This window comes from Dactylosporangium sp. CA-233914 (genome assembly GCF_050942935.1).
GTDB lineage: Bacteria > Actinomycetota > Actinomycetes > Mycobacteriales > Micromonosporaceae > Dactylosporangium.
The window spans coordinates 9031252-9048526 of sequence record NZ_CP192030.1 but is presented as its reverse complement, the minus strand read 5'-3'; the positions used below and the strand labels follow the sequence as shown (position 1 = coordinate 9048526).

Genomic DNA, 17275 nt, shown 5'->3' with positions numbered 1-17275 from the left:
AAACAGGGATGCAATCTTGCAGCGTGTGCCCGTCTGGTGACCGGCGAAGGGCCTCTGGGAACGGGCCTCTATATTGGCGCGATGCTCGTGGGACTCGATGAGATCGACTGGTCGGCGTACGAGGGGGCCTACGGCCCGGCCACGGAGGCGCCGGACATTCTGCGGGCGATGGCCGACCCCGATCCGGAGGCCGCCAGCGAGGGCCGGTACGGTTTCTACTCGTCGATCTGGCATCAGGGCAGCGTTTACCCGGTGACCGTGGTCGCCGTACCGTTCCTGGTCGAGCTGGCGACCACACCCGGCGTACACGAGCGGGAAGACCTCCTCGTCACCCTCGGCATGCTCACCGATCCGGAACAGAGCAACGGCCCCGACCTGCCGGCGGTCCGGGACGCGATCGCAGCCCGCAGCGGCGCCCTGGTGCCGCAGCTCGCCGATGCGGACCCGGAGGTCCGAGCGGGCGCAGCCTACGCGTTGACCCGCTGCGGGCCGTACACCTTGGAGGCGCTGCGTGGCCGGTGGGCGGTCGAGTCCGAGCCCGTGGTCCGGGCCGCGCTGCTGCTGGGCATCGCGCACCACGAGGGTCCCGCGTGCGCCGATCTGCTGTGCACGGCGGCCACCGACGAGGCGGCTCCGGTCCCGGCGGCGGCCGCGCTCGCGTACGCGAAAGCCGGGCTCGCGCTGCCGCCGCAGACCGTGGCCGCGATGGCGGCGGCCTTCGCCGCCGAGGAATGGCGCACTCCCTGGGCCGGGGGAGGCGTGCTGGACGAGGCGCTGGAGCGGCTCGACGCCGAGTCGGCCGATGCGCTCGCGGTGGCGTTGCTGGATGGCGGAGGTGCGCCCGCTGGACGCGTCCGACTGGCAGGAGCCTTGCGTTCCCGGTTCCGGGCAAAACGGTCTGCGCCGTCGGCGCTGATGCCCCGGCTACGCGCGCTGCTGACCGACCCGGACGAGAAGGTGGTAAGCGCGGCGGTGGATGCGGCCCTGCATGCCGGCACAGCCGCGTCGGCGGTCGCCGACGAGTTGGCCCGCATCGCCGCCGGTGGCCTCGCGGCCGTCCCGGAGCGGACGGATGACCCGTTTTCCCGGTCCACGACAGGTGGCCTGGCGGTGTACCCGGAACCGGCGAATACCGCGCTGACCGTTCTGGTCCGGCTCGGTGACCGGCGCTGGCGGGAGCCCATGCTCGCCGCGTGGGCGGCCGGCTGCTGGACCTCCGCCGACCGGCTGCTCGACGACTATGTGCCGCAGTTCGATCCGGTCGCCCTGGACGGGGTGCGCCGCCGGATCACCGCGCTGCTCGGCGCCCGGGTGCCCGGCAATCCGATCATCGAGGCGGTGACGTCGCTCGTGGGATGGGGTCCGGACGCGGCCCCGGCGGTTCCGGAGCTCATCGCCGCGCTGCCCGCCGCCAGTGCCGCCGCCCCGCTGGCGCTGGCCGCGATCGGACCTGCCGCGCACGAGGCCCTACCAGCCCTGCGCCGGGCCGGCGACACCCGGGCCGGGCACGCCGTGTGGCGGCTCACCGGCGATCCCGGGCTGCTGGTAACCGCTGCGGCCGAGATGCTGGAGCGCGTGCCGCCGCACGGCATGGACTACGAGTTGAAGCTTGTCGCTGACACCGGTCCGGCGGCCGTGCCCTTGGTGCCTCGGCTTCGCCCGATGTTGACCGGCACGGCCGAGCGGACCATCCCGGCCCGTCAAGCGCAGATGGCTGCTGCGCGAGTGGTGTGGGCGGCCACCGGTGACGCGGCCGCGGTGTTGCCGACCGTCGAGGCCGTGCTGCGCGCCGGAGACGTATCGGCCCGAGAGGCCGCCCACCTGGCCGGCGACCTGGCACCCGCCGCTGCCGGCTTGCGGCCGCTGCTGTACGAGGCGTTGGACAACCGGTGGGCCCGGGTCGATGCCGCCTGGGCGCTGTGGCGGCACGGCGTGGACCCGGTCGAGCTGGTGGATCCGCTGCTGACCGACGCCGCAGACCCGTACGGCGGCTCGGAGGCGGTGGCGCTGCTGGTGGAGATGGGCGCGACCACGGCCGTGCCCGGGCTCACCGAGCTCGCCGAGCGCGACGAGCGGGTGATTCTTTACGGCACCTGGGACGACACCGTCTGGGAGGACGACAAACTGCGCCGGGAGCTTCGGGCAGCGGTGACCGCGCTGAACTGATCGACTCTTCGCCTGAGTGGAGCGGCTACGTACCGCTTACCGTGGCCGTACTTGAACCGTGAGGACTACGCCGAATTCGGGACGGCTCGGGGTCGCTCATGCCGGATGTCGGTGTTCAAGCGAGCGGAGCGTTAGACCACCCGGAGGTCGTCGATGGGCTGTGCGAGTGGGTGTGGGTGGCCGGTCATGGCGGCGAGTGCGGTGGCGACGGCTTGGAGGTCGGCGCGGATGTAGGTGGTGGTTGCTGGTCCGGTGGTGTCGGTGTGGCCGGCCTAGGCGCGGGCGGTGCCGTAGCCGAAGTGTCGTTCGACCCAGGTGAGGGTGGTGTGCCGCAGCCAATGCATGCTGATGCCTTGGGCGGCGACCCACGGCAGGTGCTGGCCGATGCGGTGCCAGAGGTAGTCGTAGCGGCGGCTGGTCAGGGCGGCGCCGTTGCGGTACCGCAGCAAAGCGTCGGTGGGCAGGAGCGCGCCGCGGACGGCGGCGTGCTGGGCAAGGCTGGCGGCGAGGTCGAGGCTGATTGGTTGCCAGCGGACGGTGCCGCCCTTCTCGCGCAGCAGGAGCAGGCCCTGCTCGGCGTCGAGGTCCTGCAGCCGCAGCCCGAGACCGCCGCCTCGACGGCAGGCCGTTTCGGTGTGGAGGCGGAGCAGCAGCGCGTCGAGGATGGTGTCGTTGCCGGTGGTGCGGGCGACCAGGTTGATCTCGGTCAGTTCGTCGAGCGTCAGGGCCCGTCGGGTGCTGGGCAGCCGTCGTGGTTTGCCGACCCGGTGGGCCGGGCTGTCCGTGGTCTGGATGAGTCCGTCGGCGATGGCCCGGTTGTAGAAGGCGCGGGCGGCGGCGATGAACAGTTCGCCGGCGTGGCGTCCGCCGCGGCTGTTGCGGCGGGCCTGGGCGCTGCCGGTGACGTGTTGCCGCATCGCCTGCAGGTCGCTGGCGGTGACGCTGTCGATCGCCTGGTTTCCCCAGGCTCTGGTCATGCGCTGCCAGTAGCTGCGGTAGGCACGTAAGGCGCCGGGACCGGCCGCGGCCAGGACTTGGGGGAGGTAGTCGTCGAATGTCGGCAGTGCTGGTCGGGCGTCGTGCTGCAGGTCGGCGAGGGTGACGCCGAGCTCGGCCAGGTATGCCCAGGCGGCCGCGAGTTTCGCCGGATCAGCGGCCATGGCCATCTGCGATCAGCCGCACGTGCAGGTCCGCGAGGAGTCGCGCCACGGTGTCCTCGGGGTGAACGACGAGCAGACCGCGATCGAGGTCAGCGGCGAGGACGACGAGGTCGCCAATCGCGATGGCGCACATCTGCCGTACCGCGGCCGGCAGGGTCAGGTCGCCGCGGGCACCGACCAGCGGGGCACCTGCGTGATCCGGCCAGATCAGGATCGCGGGATCGGCCACGTCGGTGCGCAGCCGCTGGCCGGGACGCCAGCCAAGCCGCTCGAGGAGCAGCCGGGCCGATACCCGCCCGGACCGGTCCAGCCGGGCGATGTCGAGCTCCGGGAGAGCCTGCGGGGGAGAGGTGCGCGGGGACGGCAGGCTCGGCAGCGGCGGAGGCTGCGGCCTGGGCCGGGGGAGTGGAGCGGGTATGAGCGCCGCGATCATCTGCTCGGCTGCGGCCGGGATGGTGCGCCTCGCGCCGGTCATCGTCGTCGCCCGAAAGTGGCGCTGACATACACATACCCGACCGGGTTGTTACCCGCTCGGGTCGGCCGGCGTGCCCACCAGCGATGATGCAAGGATGCTACGTTGGTGAATTGCCACCAAGATCTGTGTCGAAGGGGGGACTTGAACCCCCACGCCCTATACGGGCACTAGCACCTCAAGCTAGCGCGTCTGCCATTCCGCCACTTCGACCGGCTGAACCATTGTACTCGGTGTCTTCCGACCCCGTGCCAACGGCCACGCGAGACATTACACGGTCCTGGGCGATCTTGACGAATCGGGGGGTCGACACGCGGAGACCCCCGGCGCGAGGGTGCCGGGGGTCTCGGCGTGCCGGGGTGGCCGGAGGGGGGAGCCGGCCGCCCCGTGTCTTGGTTCCGGTTTGGTGGTTGCCGGGGCTGATGATCGATAAACGTGATTCGTCAAAGATCTTCTTCCCAGGTCGTACGGCGGGAGAGGGCGTCCCGTACCTTGTCCACGACGCCTAGGGCCGGGTCGACGACCTTGTTGAGCGGCGGGGTCGACGGGGTTGCGGGGTGGGGTCTGGTCGGGGCGGCCGAGCGGGCGATCTCGACGCGGTTGCCGAGGCGGACGAGTTCGGGGCCGGTGCAGCGCTCGCGCAGGGCCGGGAAGAGCTCGGTGCCGGTGCGGCGGGCGTGGGCGCGGACGTGTTCGGTGACCGTCGCCAGGGCTGCCTCGTCCGTGGCGTCGTGCAGGCGGCGGAGGGCCACGAGGAGTTCGGTGTCGGCGGCGAGTTCGCGTTCGGCGAGTTGGGGGCCCTCGGGCAGTACCGATGCGACTGTTGGATAAAGGTATTGCTCCTCGGTGCTGATGTGCCGGGCCAGCGTCGCCACGAGGACGTCGGACGCCGCGGGCTCCGTCGCGGCACGCAAGCACAGGCGGCCGAGCCGGCGGTGCTCCTCCTCCAGCAGTTCGATCATGCTGGGGCCGGCGGGCTCCAATTCGTCGTCGGGCACACCCGGCACGGGTGGCAGTGGGGGCAGTGGGGCCGCACTCACGGGGGTACCTCCTCGCATCACTGGTGGTGACGGGCGGGTACCCGGGCGGGCATTTCTTGAAACGGCAGGTTACTCGCCAGTATCGTCATCTGGCATGCATAATCTTCAGTAAGGGGAGGCCTCGCGGCTTCTTCGCCTCAATGAGCGACTCGATTGGGTACGTCGACTGCCCCGGCCGCTCCTTCAGTGCGGGCGTTCGGAGGCCTCGATGGCCGGCGTCGCGGCGTTCGCTCCTCGCTTGACGCGGCGCTGGCCCGCTGAAGTCGGGGCTGTCGGACGTGAAGATCCGGCTGGGCTGAAGCGGCTGTGGCAGGTGGGCGGCGCGGCCTCGTCCGCCGAGGCGGGCCGGCACGACCGGGTCCGGCAGTGCTTGATCGAGTTCAACGGCCATCTCGCCGTGGCCGGGAGCCGCGTACGGGGTCGTCTTCGGGTCTCCACCTGGGATTATTTCCGCCCCGACGTTTCGGGCCGGGGTGTCGGCGGCGGCTGGTGAATCACAGGGTGATCCCCTGGCGACACAGTGTAGCCGCTGCCGGACCACCCGGAAAACTGTCGGAGGAGCCTGATATGACTTCACCCATGGACGCCACCGACGAGGTCATCGAAATCTGCCGCGACCTGCTGCGCATCGACACCACCAACACCGGCGACCTCGACACGAGTGCCGGGGAACGGGTCGCCGCCGAGTATGTGGCGGAGAAGCTCTCCGAGGTCGGCTTCCAGCCCGCGATCCACGAGAGCGCGCCGGGGCGTGCCAGCGTCGTGGCCCGGTTCGAGGGCGAGGACCCCTCGCGCGACGCGCTGCTGATCCACGGCCACCTCGACGTCGTGCCCGCCGACGCCTCCGAGTGGTCCGTCGACCCGTTCGGGGGCGAGATCAAGGACGGCTACCTGTGGGGCCGCGGCGCGGTGGACATGAAGGACTTCGACGCGATGGTGCTCGCGCTGGTCCGGCAGATGAAGCGCGAGGGCCGCAAGCCGCCGCGGGATGTCGTGCTGGCGTTCGTGGCCGACGAGGAGGCGGGCAGCACCTACGGTGCGCAGTATCTGGTGGACGAGCACCCCGGCTACTTCGAGGGCGCGACCGAGGCGATCGGCGAGGTCGGCGGCTTCTCGGTGAGCGTGGGCGGGGACCAGCGGCTCTATCTGATCGAGACCGCCCAGAAGGGCATCGACTGGCTGCGGCTGCACGCCAAGGGCCGGCCCGGCCACGGCTCGATGATCAACGACGACAACGCGGTCACGGCCCTGGCCGAGGCGGTCGCCCGGGTCGGGCGGTACAAGTTCCCGGTCGTACTCACGCCGACCGTGCGGGCGTTCCTGGAGCAGGTCTCGCAGATCCTCGGCATCGAGTTCGACCTCGACGACCCGGAGCAGGCCGTCGGCAAGATCGGGCCGATCGCGATGATCATCGGCGCGACACTGCGCAACACCGCCAACCCGACGCGGCTTGCCGCGGGGTACAAGGACAACGTGATCCCCGGGCGTGCCTCGGCCACCATCGACTGCCGCACGCTGCCCGGGCAGTCCGAGATCTTCGAGGAGGAGCTGCGGCGCATCGTCGGGCCGGACATCGAGCTGGAATACATCCAACGCCAGCCGGCGCTGGAGACCACGTTCGACGGGGCGCTGGTCGAGGCCATGAGGGCGGCGCTGCGGGCCGAGGACCCGGGGGCGCTGCCGGTGCCGTACATGCTCAGCGGGGGCACCGACGCCAAGCAGTTCGCCAAGCTCGGCATCCGGTGCTTCGGCTTCGCGCCGATGCTGCTGCCGGCGGACCTGAACTTCGGCGCGTTGTTCCACGGCATTGACGAGCGCGTTCCCGTTGAGGGACTACAGTTCGGCGTGCGAGTTCTCGACCGGTTCCTGCAGCAGTCCTGATAGACAGTGATCACAGTCAGTGATTCGACCAGAGCTTCATCGATCTCAGGGGGAGTCCCATCATGACCGACCGGCACGCGGAGCTTGACGCCGCGATCGAGCGCGTGATCGCGGCGGCGCGCGAGCATCTTGCCGCGGTCAAGGCCGCCAACGGGCGGGCCGACGACGACGAGGTGTGGCGCGCCTACGTCGAGCTCAACAACGCCTCCAACAGCTACGACGAACTGCTCCTCGACGAGTTCGGCGAGGTCACCCCGTGGGACGTCGAGGCGATCGACCCGGAGGAGGCCGACCGCCAGTTCGGCGTCGGCATCGTCGACGGCGCCGAGGCCGAGGACCCGCACCCGCGGGTGATCTCGGTCCGCCAGCGCCGCGACTACCGCGTCCCGAGCGTCGGCGCCCTGCTCGCCGTGGCCGAAGCCGCCCGCCGCGCCAACCCCGGCGACGGCGACAGCGCCGCCGTGGAGACTGTCGGTGAGGCCGTCCTGGAGCTGATGCAGGCCGGCGACGGCTCGCTCGGCGCCCTGGACATCCCGGAGCTCGAGTCCCTCGACGGCGTGGTCATCGTCGCCGAGGTCGAGACCCCGCTCGACCCGGAGACCTACGAGGACAACGACGGCGCCGGGCCGTTCGCCCTGTCCGCCGCCGACCGCGTCGTCGACCGCCTCGACGAGCACGCCTTCGTCGACGTCGACGACGAACTGGCCGAAGGCGAGGACGAGGACGAGGTATCCGGGCAGGCCGCCGCGGACGAGGCCGCCGACCGCCGCTGACCGTTGCGCACCGCACCGCCCCGCGTCACGGCGCACCGCCCCGCGTCACGGCGCACCGCCCCGCGTCACGGCGCACCGCCCCGCGTCACGGCGCACCGCCCCGCGTCACGGCGCACTGCGGTCCGGCGCGTCACGGCGTGATACGCCGGACGCCGCCGGCCGTGCCGCGGGGCGGGCTCGGGGCCGCGTCCCGGCACCCGCCGCTGCAGCGTGTCGGTGAGCCGGGAGGCGATGGGACCTCCGGCGTGATGTCGGCCGGGCACGACAGCGGGCGGCGCATCGTGCGCATCCCGCACACGAGGAAGGCCGGCCTGACCGACGCGGATGAGGCGAACATGCGCAAGGTCGTGGAGTACGTGCACCGGCAGCCGGTGGCGCCACTCGCTGAAGCGGTGAGCCGGGCGGGGTGGCTGCGCGCAACCGCCCCGCCCGGGAAAGCCGAATCAGCTGTAGTCGAGCGTGAAGTTGTTGCAGACGAAGTTCGACTTGCCCGCCGTACCGCTCAATTCGAAGCCGAACTGGATCTGCCCTACGGTGACGTCACCCCACCAGCCGTTGGTGCGCAGCCAGTTCATCACGGCCAGCACGTCGACCGAGCCCGAGTTGGTGCTCGACGTGCGCACGAACGAGAATACGGCGTTGGCGCCGTTCGAACCACGGTACACGTTCCAGGTGTGCCCGCCGGCGCTGACGTTGCGGGCGCTGGGGACCGCGCCGCCCGAGTCGTAGGACTCCGCGATCGGGCCCACGGCGCCGCGCTGGTTGGTCCAGATCATGACCTCGTACGCGTTGTTGTTCGCCCAGATGTCGTACGCGGTCTCGTAGTCGCCGTCGGCGGGGACGGAGACGTTGAACGTGCTGCGCACCGAGCCGAGGGAGCTCAGCGTGCGGTTGAGGGTCTTGCCCGTGTGCGGGTAGCTTTTCACGCCGCTGGTGCGCGGGTGCTCGGCGACCACGCCCCAGTTCATGCCGGTGCGCGCCCAGATCGTCTGGGGGCCGGCGCCGCCGCCCCATACGTCGTTGATCACGGTGTACCCGTTGTTCGTCCACTGGTCCCACGCGCCCGTCGCCACCCAGGCGGCGTCGGACGGCACGCCGCCGGGGGTGCCCGACGTCTGCGACGGTGTCGGGGACGCGCTGGTTCGCGACGGGGTCGGCGTCGGGGAGTTCGTGACGGTACCGGTGCAGGCCGTCCCGTTCAGCGTGAAGCTCGCCGGCACCGGGTTGCTGCCGTTCCACGAGCCGTTGAAGCCGAACGAGGCGCTCGCGCCGGTGGCGACCGAGCCGTTGTACCCGACGTTCTTCGCCGTCACCGTGGAGCCGCTCTGCGTGACGGTGGCGTTCCAGGCCTGGGTCACCGTCTGGCCGGCCGAGTACGACCACACGAGCGTCCAGCTCGAGATCGGATCGCCGAGGTTGGTGATCGTGACGTTGGTTCCGAACCCGCCGGGCCACTCGTTGGTGATCTGGTACCCGACCCGGCACCCGGCCGCGGCGGAGGCGGGCAGGGCGATGGCCACGGCCCCGGCCGCGCTGAGGGCGACCACGGCCCCGAGGGAGAGCGCAAGAGTACGACTTCGCATGGCGGTACGACCTTTCTCACTGACCGTTGTCGATGCGCTTCGACACGGCAAGCTAGACCCGCTCACGAAGCCGGTCAATGCGAACGAATCACCCGGCGCCGCGAGCGCGGGCGGGGCCGTGAAAATTACCGGCGGGCCGGGCGCTACCCCCGCCGTCCATGACGGGTCAGTCGCCACGGCTCGGCATCGACGAGGGGGGTGCTGCTCGCCGGCGCCAAGGTGGCGTCGAGGACCTCGTGGCCGCGGTGCTGACCCGGATCATGGCCGGGGCCACCCGCGTCGCGGGGCCCGCCGACGCCGATCCGTAGTGCCGTGCTCACGCATCCGGCGAACTGGGGGCCGCCCCGCCGGGCGCTGCTGGTCGAGGCGGCGCGCCTGGCCGGGCTCGCCGACGTCGAGCTCGTCGCCGAACCGTACGCGGCGGTCGCCGCCTCCGCCGCGCACCACGGCGGGGTGCTGCCGGCCGGCACCTGCTCGTCTACGACCTCGGCGGCATCTGCGACGTCACGCTGCTGCGCCGCGACCCCGACGGATTCCGCTCGGCCGGCTCCGACGGCCTCGACGACATCGGCAGCCTCGGCATCGACACGGCGATCGTGGCCTCCCTGCAGCGGTTGCATGGTCCACTGTGGACGAATTCGGCGGACCGGCGGCAGCTGTGGGGCGACGTGCGCCCGGCCAAAGAGATGCTGTCGCGCTCAAGCGGCACCATCATCATGATCCCGGCGCTGCGGCCGGGAGGCGCCGCTGGGCCGCGAGCAGCTGGAGGAGCTGGCCCCACCCGGCCCTGCGCCCGGCGTGGTGATGACCCGCCTGCTGCCGGTCGGTGCGCGCGTGCACCCGGCGGAGGTCGGCGGCCTGTTCCTGGTCGGCGGCGGCAGCCGGGTGCCGCTGGTGGCGACCATGCTGCACGAGGCGCTGGGCGTCGCCCCGACCTGGCCGGGCAGCCCGAGCTCGTCGTTGCCGTTGGCGCTCTGCGCCTAGCAGCCCCGCCGGAGCTGCCGACGCCGGCTCCGGCGACGTTGTCACGAGAGTCCGGGTCGCCGGGACAGTCGCCAGACGCAGAAGAGAAGCCGGCCCTGGGCGGCGCGGGTTCACATGGACCGCCTACGGCCGGTTGCTGCACCTCGGCCGCGGCCGCGCGACGGCGCACGTAACGGCAGGTAGCTTCAGTATCACCACCGAGGGCTGGATCTGCTTCTCGTACGCCCCGATGGCCTGGCAGGACATCTACTAGCGGCCGATTGGTCCGGCCTGCGGTGTGTGCGCGGGCCGGACCACGTGAGAAGGGTGCCCGGCATGGAGTTTGTGCCCCCGCACGAACGGGCGACGGTGCTGGCGCGGCTGCGGGCCGCTGGGGACGAGACGCGCCGGGCGGTGCTCGCAGCGGGCCTGCCCGTGGCCGGGATCGTGGACGCCGGGCGCGCCGACGGTGGGCCCGGCCTCGAACGGTTCGGTGGGTCGGAGGGCGCCGACGGGCGGGTGACCGTCGTACGGATCGCGTACGGCGGCGTCGGGCCCGGCGCGCCGCGGGCGCTGGTGCAGACCGCGCGCTGGGACGCAACCCGCGTCGAGTCCGGGCCGCTGCGCTGGATGGTCGAACACCACCTGCGCCACGACGGAGAGCGGCTGTCGGCCGTCGCGTGGCACCAGGCCGACACCGAGATGGTCGTCGACGGGCGGGCCGTGTCCGCGAGCCTGGTGCGGGCCGGGGAGTGCTGGGCCACGCGGTGCGAGACCGGCGGGGCCGAGCTCACAGTCGTGGCGCGCGGCTGGCGGCCCGACCCGGTCCGGCTCGTCACCATCGGCGACCTTGCCGCGGTCTTCGACGCGCCGCGGCCGCGGCCCGAGCTGCTGCGGCGCGAGCCCGAGCCGATCCTGCCGGAGCTTGCGCGGGAGCCGTACCGCAGCCTGGTGGAGACGGTCCTGGCCCACCAGCGGCGCCACCGGGAGTGGCTTGCCGACGGCGGCCTGGTGCCCGAGTTGCCCGCCTACTGGTCGACGCTGCGCGCCGACGGCTCCCGCGACGAGTGGCTCGCGGCCTGGGCGGCCTGGGCCCGGACCGCGCAGGCCGGGTAGGCTGCCCGGCCGCGCTTAGAAGGCGGCCCGCTGCGTGTCGAGGTACGCCTCGAGGCGCTCCGGCACCGAGGCGCCGCAGAACAGCGTGCCCTGGGCCAGCCGGCACCCGGCGGCGGTGAGCGTGCGCAGCTCCTCGTCGTCGCGGACGCCGTCCACGGCCACGTCGATGCCGAGCTGGCGGGCGAGGTTCACCACCGCGGCGACGACCGGGGTCTCGGCGCCGGCGAAGGTGCCGCGGTCGACCCGGACCAGATCGAGAGGGAGGCGGCGCAGCAGGCTCAGCGAGGTGGCCTGGACGCCGAAGCCGTCCAGGGCCGTGCGGGCGCCGAGGGCGCGCAGCGCGGCGAGCCGGTCGACGAGGTCCGGCGGCTGCGGGTCGGGGACCGTGAACTGCACGACGAGGCGGGACGGCGGGAAGCCGGTCGCGGCGACCAGGTCCACGAAGGCGTCGTGGGCCAGCAGCGCGGGGGAGACGGTGACGGCCAGCCACAGCGGTCCGGAGGCCGGGGGGACGGCCCACGCGGACAGCTGGCGGCCGGCCGCGGCCAGCAGCCAGGCGCCGATCTCGTGGTGCAGGCCGAGCTGGTCGGCGACGGGCAGGAACTCGGTGTCGGCGACCGCTCCGAGGCCGGTGCGGCGCCAGCGGGGGCGGGCCTCGACGCCGGCGACGCGACCGGAGCGCAGCTCGATCACGGGCTGGAAGAGCAGGTCGAGCTCGCCGCGGCCGAGGGCGCCGGGCAGGTCCTGCTCGATGGTGAGGCGGCGGCGCAGCAGGGTGGCGGTGGCCTCGTCGTACCACTGCGGCGGCTGGGCCGGGCCGAGCTGGCGGGCCCGCTGCAGTGCCAGCTCCGCCCGGCTCAGCGCCCGGTCGCCGTGCTCGGTGCCCGGGCTGCCGGGGACGTGCTCGGCCAGGCCCGCGGAGGCGGAGAGGTGGGAGGCGACGCCGAGGACCGGGTACGGGTCCGACAGCAGCGTCAGCAGGCGGCTCGCGGTCATCTGAGCGTGCACGGCTCCGCCGGCGGTGAGCACGGCGAACTGCTCGCCGGTGAGGCGGGCGGCGGCCTCGCCCGGGCCGATGGCGGTGCGCAGCCGGCGGGCCGCCTCGACCAGGACCGCGTCGCCGATCTCGTGGCCGCGCAGCTGGTTGACGCTGGTGAGGCCGTCGAGACCGAGGACGATGAGCACGCCGGGCGCGGTGCGCTCGGCCAGCAGGCGGCGCAGCTCGGCGCGGTTGGCCAGACCCGTGAGCTGGTCGGTGCGGGCGGCCTGGTGCAGGGCGTGCTCGAGCTGGCGGCGCCGGCTGATGTCGCGCACGTGGACGACGACCGCGCGCACCGACGGGTCGTCGCGCTGGTCGCTGACGCTCCACTCGGTCTCGCGCCACAGGCCGAAGCCGTCGCCGAGGCGGGCCTCGACGAGCGTGTCGCCGCAGCGCAGGGCTGCGGCGACCGCGTCGACGTCGTCGGGGTGGACGCGGTCGAGCAGCGGGCGGCCGACGACGTCGCGGTCGGCCAGGCCGAGGCGGCGGTCGGCGGCGGGGGACTGCCACCGCACGACGAGGGCGTCGTCGAGCATCATCGTGACGTCGGCGGAGCCGGCGACCAGGGCCCGGAAGCGCGCCTCACGCTCGGTGATCCAGCGGGTGTACTGCCGCACGTCGGCGACCCCGAGCGCCTCCCGGATCGCGATGATGAGCACGCCGACGATCGCCAGCACCGCCGAGATCGGGTCGAACCGCCCGGCGACGACCAGGTGGTAGGCGGCGGCGACGAGCGCGCCGGCGAGGGGGAGGGCCAGCAGCGGGTAGCGCGCGAAGCTCCCGTCGGGGCTCGGCACCGCCGCGGCCTCGGCGGGCCCGCCGGGCGGCAGCGCGCGGCCGGCCAGCAGCGGGCCGGCGACCAGCGGCACGCCGACGGCGAGGACCCAGCCGCCGCCGAGGTGGTAGTCGAAGATCAGTACGAGCGCGGTCTGGGCGATGATCGTGACGAGTACCCCGAGGCCGCGTACGAACGCGCCCGGCTGCATCGGGGCGGCCCGCATGGTGCCGACCACGGCGGAGCCGACCGCGACGGCGGCGACCAGCACCGCGGTGAGGCCGGCGCCCTTGAGCCCGGCGGCCTCGAAGACCACGAGCCAGGCGATGAAGAACAGGATGACGCCGGTGCCGACGCCGTCGAGCAGGCGCCGCGCCCGCCCGAGGTAGGTGGCGGCCTGCCCGGGCAGGTGGAACAGGCCGATGAGCAGCGTGCCGGCGACGAGGAACAGGCCGATCAGCGGCAGCTCGGCCGCCAGCGGCACGTCGGGGAACAGCACGTGCGGCGCGACGACGGAGGAGACCCCGGCGGCGGCGATGGACAGCCCGCACAGGGCGAGGCCCGCGCTGACCGGGCGGTGCCAGCCGGCGTCGCGGTCGCGGCGGCTGCGCACGAACAGGCTGGTGGCGCGCGCGGCGGCGACCAGTCCCGCGACGGCGAGAGCGAACCCGGCCGGGATGAGCCCGGCGAGAGCCGCGGCCAGTGCGGCGGCGCTGAGCGTGACCGATACCGAGACCAGCAACACGCCGCTGAGTGTGGCGTACGCCGCACAGCGCAGCAAGGATCGGCGATGTTACGTTGTGCGACCGTCGCGGCGTCCGGATCGGGCGCTCGGGCTACGTGCTGAGGCCGGGCAGCGAATCGTTGGTCACGCGGCGGCGGAGCATCACCTGGCGGGTGCCGTCCGGGTAGAGCCGCACGCGGGCCAGCTCCCAGCCGCCGTACTCGGCCTGAATCGTCAGCTGTGCGTTAGCGGTCATCCGGTCGACATTCGACGGTAACCGCAGCGGCACATACTCGTAGTCCATGCACCGATACTGCTACGCCGCAATGCGCTGCACCAGCCCTTCCGCGCCGGTGGCATCCGACCCGGCGACGGCCAGGTCCCCGCTCGCCTCGTCGACGGCGACGGCCAGCGGCAGCCGGACCGTGCGGTGCCGGGCCACCTCCCGGGGCGTCCCGCCGCTCACGTCGTAGCCCACCACCTCGTTGCGTTGCGTGACGGTGACCCACAGCACGCGCCGCCGCGGGTCGGACGCCACGCCCCAGGCGCCGCCCGGCACGGGGTAGCGCTGGCGCAGCAGCAGCGGCCCGGTGTCGTAGATGAGCAGCTCACCGTCGCGCGCGTCGATCACCGCGAACCGGCTCGGCCCGCCCGGCGCGCCCACGGCGGCGACACTCACCGCCCCGTCCCCGGCCCGCAGCGCCTCCTGGCGGGCTCCGGTCGCCGCGTCGTACACGGTCAGTGACGACTGTCCGGCGTCGATGACCGCGATGCGCTCGTCGTCGGCGGCGAGCGCCGCGGGGCGGCCGCCGGTGTGAATGGTCCGGACCGGTTGCCCGCCGGACGAGAGGATGATCACGTCTCCCTGCGCCGGCAGCGCGACGGCGGTCCAGTCGGCACTGCGGGGCACGGCGATCGCCCCGCCCTCACCCGGCAGCGGCCACAACCGCCCCGCGGCGATCCCGGTCCCGCCCGCGCCGGGTGCCGGCGTGCCGCCAGGGGTGGTGCCGGTCCCGCCCGGGCCGGACCCCGGGGTGGTGCCGGTTGGGCCGGGTGGCAGGTCGAGCACGGCCGAGCCGACCACGGCCCGGAATCCGCCGCCCGGGACCGCGACCACGCTGCGGGGTTTCGCGGTGACCGTCAGCTCTGTGAACGACGTCGCAGGCTCGTGGCGTACAAATGCTGATTTGTCCGAAATTGCCACCAGATCGGTGGACAGGGCGACGCCGATCGGGACCTCCGGCAGCCGCGCCGCTGTGCCGTCCGGGTCGGCGGAGGGGGTGGGTGCCCAGGTCGGGGTGGGCATCGTCGCGTCGGGATGGCTGCTGGACGGGGCGCCGGCGTCACACGCGGTGAGCAGCAGCGCGCCGGCCAGCACGATGGGTGGGGGAAGCAAACGGCGCAGCATGATCCGCCAAGCGTAAGCGGGCCTACGTCTGGCGCTCCGGGTAGCCCGACGTGGGCGCCGAGACGTCGTCGAGCGCGGCGCGGATCTCGCGCGGGAGCACGATCTCCTCGGTCTGCAGCGCGCCGAGCAGCTGGCCGACCGTGCGGGCGCCCAGCACGGGGGCGACCACGCCGGGGCGGTCGCGGACCCAGGCCAGCGAGACCTCCAGCGGCGACACGCCGAGGCCGCCGGCCGCCGTGGCGACCGCCTCGACGATGCCGGCGCAGCGGTCGTCGAGGTACGGGGCCACGAACCGCTCGAAGTGCGGCGACGCGGCGCGGGAGTCGGCGGGCACGCCGGTGCGGTACTTGCCGGTCAGCACCCCGCGGCCCAGCGGCGACCAGGGCAGGATGCCGATGCCCAGGGCGGTGCAGGCCGGGATCACCTCGCGCTCGATGCCGCGCTCCAGCAGGGAGTACTCCACCTGCGTGGAGACCAGCGGCGCGCGGGCGGGCCAGGCGGCCTGCCAGGTCGCGGCGCGGGCCGTCTGCCAGCCGGAGAAGTTCGACACACCCGCGTAACGGGCGCGTCCGCTGCTCACGGCGGTGTCGATCGCCGAGAGGGTCTCCTCCAGCGGCGTGTCGGGGTCGTACCCGTGCACCTGCCACAGGTCGACGTGGTCGGTTCCCAGCCGCTGCAGGGACGTGTCCAGGGCGCGCAGGAGGTGCCCCCGGGAGCCGTCGCGGCGGCGGGCCATGCCCGGGCGCAGGCCCGCCTTCGTGGCGATGACCAGCTCATCCCTGGGCACGAGGCGCCCCACCAAGGCGCCGATGACGGACTCGGCCTCGCCGTCGGCGTAGACGTCGGCGGTGTCCAGCAGCGTCCCGCCGGCGTCGCGGAACGTCTTGAGCTGGGCCGCCGCGTCGTCGGCGTCGGTGTCACGGCCCCACGTCATCGTGCCGAGGGCCAGCCGGGATACCGCCAGCCCGCTACGGCCGAGCGGTCGCTGCTGCATGCATGGAACGATACGGCCGGATGGCGCCTTCGTACGGTAGGCGGGCCCCGGGCTACCCTGGTGCCGCCCGCGCAGGGATCGCGCGGGGGCCTTTTCCTCAAGGGCACTGGAGGCAGTTGTGCGGCTTGCGTTGAACCTCGGTTACCTGTCGTCGTGGAACGACCCGGCCGGTCACCTGGCCGTCGCGCAGGAGGCCGACCGTCTCGGTTTTTCCTGCGTATGGGTGGCCGAGGCGTACGGTTCCGACGCGCCGAGCATGCTGTCGTGGATCGCCGGGCAGACCGAGCGGATCGAGCTGGGCTCCGCCGTGTTCCAGATCCCGGCCCGCACGCCCGCGATGACGGCCATGACCGCCGCCACGATCGACAAGCTCTCCGGCGGCCGTTTCCGCCTCGGCCTCGGCGTGTCGGGGCCGCAGGTGTCGGAGGGCTGGCACGGCGTGCGGTTCGCCAAGCCCCTCAAGCGCACCCGGGAGTACGTCGACATCGTCAACCTGGCGCTGACCCGCAAGGTCGTGCAGTACGACGGCGAGTTCTACACGCTGCCCCTGCCCGACGGCCCCGGCAAGGCGCTCAAGCTCATCCTGCACCCCGTGCGCGAGCACGTGCCGGTCTACCTCGCCGCGGTCGGGCCCAAGAACCTCGAGCTCGCCGGCGAGATCGCCGACGGCTGGCTGGCGATCTTCTTCTCCCCGGAGTACGCGGGTGAGTCGCTGGCCTCGATCGGCGCCGGGCGGGCCAAGGCCGGCAAGACGCTGGACGGCTTCGAGGTGGCCGCGAGCGTGCCCGTCGTGTTCGGCGACGACGTCGCGATGTGCGCCGAGCTGGTGCGCGCCTACGCGGCGCTCTACGTCGGCGGCATGGGCTCGCGCGAGCAGAACTTCTACAACGCGCTGGCCACCCGGATGGGTTACGGCGAGGCGGCGCGGGAGGTCCAGGACCTTTACCTCGCCAAGCGCCACCGGGACGCCGCGGCCGCCGTACCGTTGGAGTTCATCGACCGCACCTCGCTGCTCGGCCCGGTCGAGCGGGTGGCCGAGCGGCTGCAGGCGTACAAGGAGGCCGGCGTGACGGAGATCTCCACGCTCGTGTTCGGCGACGCGGACTACTCCATCGGCGTGATCCGCCAGCTCGCCGACGCGTGGGAGAAAGCGGGCCTGGCGTGACCGGTCCGCAGCAAGG

General features: G+C 73.1%; 16 protein-coding genes, 1 tRNA gene and 1 pseudogene. 8 read left to right on the top strand and 10 right to left on the bottom strand.

Annotated elements, in window-relative coordinates; translation table 11 throughout:
* Positions 1 to 81 precede the first annotated feature (81 nt).
* Positions 82 to 2166, top strand: a complete 2085-nt coding sequence (locus ACQPY0_RS40505; protein WP_432973467.1) for a hypothetical protein — start codon at positions 82 to 84, stop codon at positions 2164 to 2166.
* A 272-nt stretch (positions 2167 to 2438) separates the two neighbouring features.
* Here ACQPY0_RS40505 and ACQPY0_RS40500 read toward each other — a convergent pair whose 3' ends face one another.
* From ACQPY0_RS40500 to ACQPY0_RS40485, 4 genes are all read right to left on the bottom strand, one after another.
* Positions 2439 to 3326, bottom strand: a complete 888-nt coding sequence (locus ACQPY0_RS40500; RefSeq protein WP_432973465.1) for a tyrosine-type recombinase/integrase — start codon at positions 3324 to 3326, stop codon at positions 2439 to 2441.
* Entirely contained in the window at positions 3316 to 3801 is a 486-nt protein-coding gene (locus ACQPY0_RS40495) for a hypothetical protein (protein WP_432973463.1), read from the bottom strand. Before ACQPY0_RS40495 ends, ACQPY0_RS40500 begins: the two co-directional genes overlap by 11 nt.
* Before the next feature lie 126 nt (positions 3802 to 3927).
* Positions 3928 to 4011, bottom strand: a tRNA-Leu gene (locus ACQPY0_RS40490).
* A 230-nt stretch (positions 4012 to 4241) separates the two neighbouring features.
* Positions 4242 to 4838 (bottom strand): hemerythrin domain-containing protein, encoded by a 597-nt coding sequence (locus ACQPY0_RS40485; protein ID WP_432973461.1) that lies wholly within the window; start codon positions 4836 to 4838, stop codon positions 4242 to 4244.
* 208 nt (positions 4839 to 5046) lie between these two features.
* Between ACQPY0_RS40485 and ACQPY0_RS40480 the strand changes: the two genes are divergently transcribed.
* The 4 genes and pseudogenes from ACQPY0_RS40480 to ACQPY0_RS40465 all read left to right on the top strand — a co-directional run.
* Entirely contained in the window at positions 5047 to 5331 is a 285-nt protein-coding gene (locus ACQPY0_RS40480; RefSeq protein ID WP_432973458.1) for a hypothetical protein, read from the top strand.
* 74 nt (positions 5332 to 5405) lie between these two features.
* Positions 5406 to 6719, top strand: coding sequence for a M20/M25/M40 family metallo-hydrolase (locus ACQPY0_RS40475; RefSeq protein ID WP_432973455.1), 1314 nt, complete (start codon positions 5406 to 5408; stop codon positions 6717 to 6719).
* A 62-nt stretch (positions 6720 to 6781) separates the two neighbouring features.
* The gene (locus ACQPY0_RS40470) at positions 6782 to 7492 is read left to right on the top strand and encodes a hypothetical protein (protein ID WP_432973452.1); all 711 of its coding nucleotides are present in this window, start codon (positions 6782 to 6784) and stop codon (positions 7490 to 7492) included.
* A gap of 248 nt (positions 7493 to 7740) precedes the next feature.
* A pseudogene (locus tag ACQPY0_RS40465) lies at positions 7741 to 7803 on the top strand (hypothetical protein); the annotation flags it as partial.
* A 132-nt stretch (positions 7804 to 7935) separates the two neighbouring features.
* On the opposite strand, the gene ACQPY0_RS40460 reads toward ACQPY0_RS40465, so the two are convergent.
* Both ACQPY0_RS40460 and ACQPY0_RS40455 read right to left on the bottom strand, forming a co-directional pair.
* Complete coding sequence (locus ACQPY0_RS40460) at positions 7936 to 9075, bottom strand: cellulose binding domain-containing protein (RefSeq protein WP_432973449.1); 1140 nt, start codon at positions 9073 to 9075, stop codon at positions 7936 to 7938.
* A gap of 143 nt (positions 9076 to 9218) precedes the next feature.
* Positions 9219 to 9695 (bottom strand): hypothetical protein, encoded by a 477-nt coding sequence (locus ACQPY0_RS40455; RefSeq protein ID WP_432973446.1) that lies wholly within the window; start codon positions 9693 to 9695, stop codon positions 9219 to 9221.
* Positions 9696 to 9879: 184 nt separating this feature from the next.
* Between ACQPY0_RS40455 and ACQPY0_RS40450 the strand changes: the two genes are divergently transcribed.
* Both ACQPY0_RS40450 and ACQPY0_RS40445 read left to right on the top strand, forming a co-directional pair.
* Positions 9880 to 10059 (top strand): hypothetical protein, encoded by a 180-nt coding sequence (locus tag ACQPY0_RS40450; protein WP_432973443.1) that lies wholly within the window; start codon positions 9880 to 9882, stop codon positions 10057 to 10059.
* A gap of 315 nt (positions 10060 to 10374) precedes the next feature.
* On the top strand, positions 10375 to 11154 hold the full coding sequence (locus tag ACQPY0_RS40445) for a hypothetical protein (protein ID WP_432973440.1): 780 nt from the start codon (positions 10375 to 10377) through the stop codon (positions 11152 to 11154).
* 15 nt (positions 11155 to 11169) lie between these two features.
* On the opposite strand, the gene ACQPY0_RS40440 is transcribed toward ACQPY0_RS40445, so the two are convergent.
* From ACQPY0_RS40440 to ACQPY0_RS40425, 4 genes are all read right to left on the bottom strand, one after another.
* Positions 11170 to 13713 (bottom strand): EAL domain-containing protein, encoded by a 2544-nt coding sequence (locus tag ACQPY0_RS40440; protein WP_432973437.1) that lies wholly within the window; start codon positions 13711 to 13713, stop codon positions 11170 to 11172.
* Positions 13714 to 13804: 91 nt separating this feature from the next.
* Positions 13805 to 13996: a DUF5703 family protein gene (locus tag ACQPY0_RS40435; RefSeq protein ID WP_432973434.1), complete on the bottom strand. Its 192-nt coding sequence runs from the start codon at positions 13994 to 13996 to the stop codon at positions 13805 to 13807.
* A gap of 12 nt (positions 13997 to 14008) precedes the next feature.
* Positions 14009 to 15100 (bottom strand): YncE family protein, encoded by a 1092-nt coding sequence (locus ACQPY0_RS40430; RefSeq protein ID WP_432973431.1) that lies wholly within the window; start codon positions 15098 to 15100, stop codon positions 14009 to 14011.
* A 22-nt stretch (positions 15101 to 15122) separates the two neighbouring features.
* Complete coding sequence (locus ACQPY0_RS40425) at positions 15123 to 16094, bottom strand: aldo/keto reductase (RefSeq protein WP_432973428.1); 972 nt, start codon at positions 16092 to 16094, stop codon at positions 15123 to 15125.
* 118 nt (positions 16095 to 16212) lie between these two features.
* On the opposite strand from ACQPY0_RS40425, the gene ACQPY0_RS40420 reads away from it, so the two are divergent.
* Positions 16213 to 17259: an LLM class F420-dependent oxidoreductase gene (locus ACQPY0_RS40420; protein ID WP_432973425.1), complete on the top strand. Its 1047-nt coding sequence runs from the start codon at positions 16213 to 16215 to the stop codon at positions 17257 to 17259.
* The last annotated feature ends 16 nt before the right edge of the window (positions 17260 to 17275 follow it).

Excerpts from the sequence above, each read along its gene's own strand:
- ACQPY0_RS40475 (WP_432973455.1), top strand. The coding sequence starts at position 5,406 with ATGACTTCACCCATGGACGCCACCGACGAGGTCATCGAAATCTGCCGC.
- ACQPY0_RS40445 (WP_432973440.1), top strand. The coding sequence starts at position 10,375 with ATGGAGTTTGTGCCCCCGCACGAACGGGCGACGGTGCTGGCGCGGCTG.
- ACQPY0_RS40480 (WP_432973458.1), top strand. The coding sequence starts at position 5,047 with ATGGCCGGCGTCGCGGCGTTCGCTCCTCGCTTGACGCGGCGCTGGCCC.
- ACQPY0_RS40460 (WP_432973449.1), bottom strand. The coding sequence starts at position 9,075 with ATGCGAAGTCGTACTCTTGCGCTCTCCCTCGGGGCCGTGGTCGCCCTC.
- ACQPY0_RS40470 (WP_432973452.1), top strand. The coding sequence starts at position 6,782 with ATGACCGACCGGCACGCGGAGCTTGACGCCGCGATCGAGCGCGTGATC.
- ACQPY0_RS40495 (WP_432973463.1), bottom strand. The coding sequence starts at position 3,801 with ATGACCGGCGCGAGGCGCACCATCCCGGCCGCAGCCGAGCAGATGATC.
- ACQPY0_RS40450 (WP_432973443.1), top strand. The coding sequence starts at position 9,880 with ATGACCCGCCTGCTGCCGGTCGGTGCGCGCGTGCACCCGGCGGAGGTC.
- ACQPY0_RS40425 (WP_432973428.1), bottom strand. The coding sequence starts at position 16,094 with ATGCAGCAGCGACCGCTCGGCCGTAGCGGGCTGGCGGTATCCCGGCTG.
- ACQPY0_RS40430 (WP_432973431.1), bottom strand. The coding sequence starts at position 15,100 with ATGCTGCGCCGTTTGCTTCCCCCACCCATCGTGCTGGCCGGCGCGCTG.
- ACQPY0_RS40455 (WP_432973446.1), bottom strand. The coding sequence starts at position 9,695 with ATGCAACCGCTGCAGGGAGGCCACGATCGCCGTGTCGATGCCGAGGCT.
- ACQPY0_RS40435 (WP_432973434.1), bottom strand. The coding sequence starts at position 13,996 with ATGGACTACGAGTATGTGCCGCTGCGGTTACCGTCGAATGTCGACCGG.
- ACQPY0_RS40500 (WP_432973465.1), bottom strand. The coding sequence starts at position 3,326 with ATGGCCGCTGATCCGGCGAAACTCGCGGCCGCCTGGGCATACCTGGCC.
- ACQPY0_RS40505 (WP_432973467.1), top strand. The coding sequence starts at position 82 with ATGCTCGTGGGACTCGATGAGATCGACTGGTCGGCGTACGAGGGGGCC.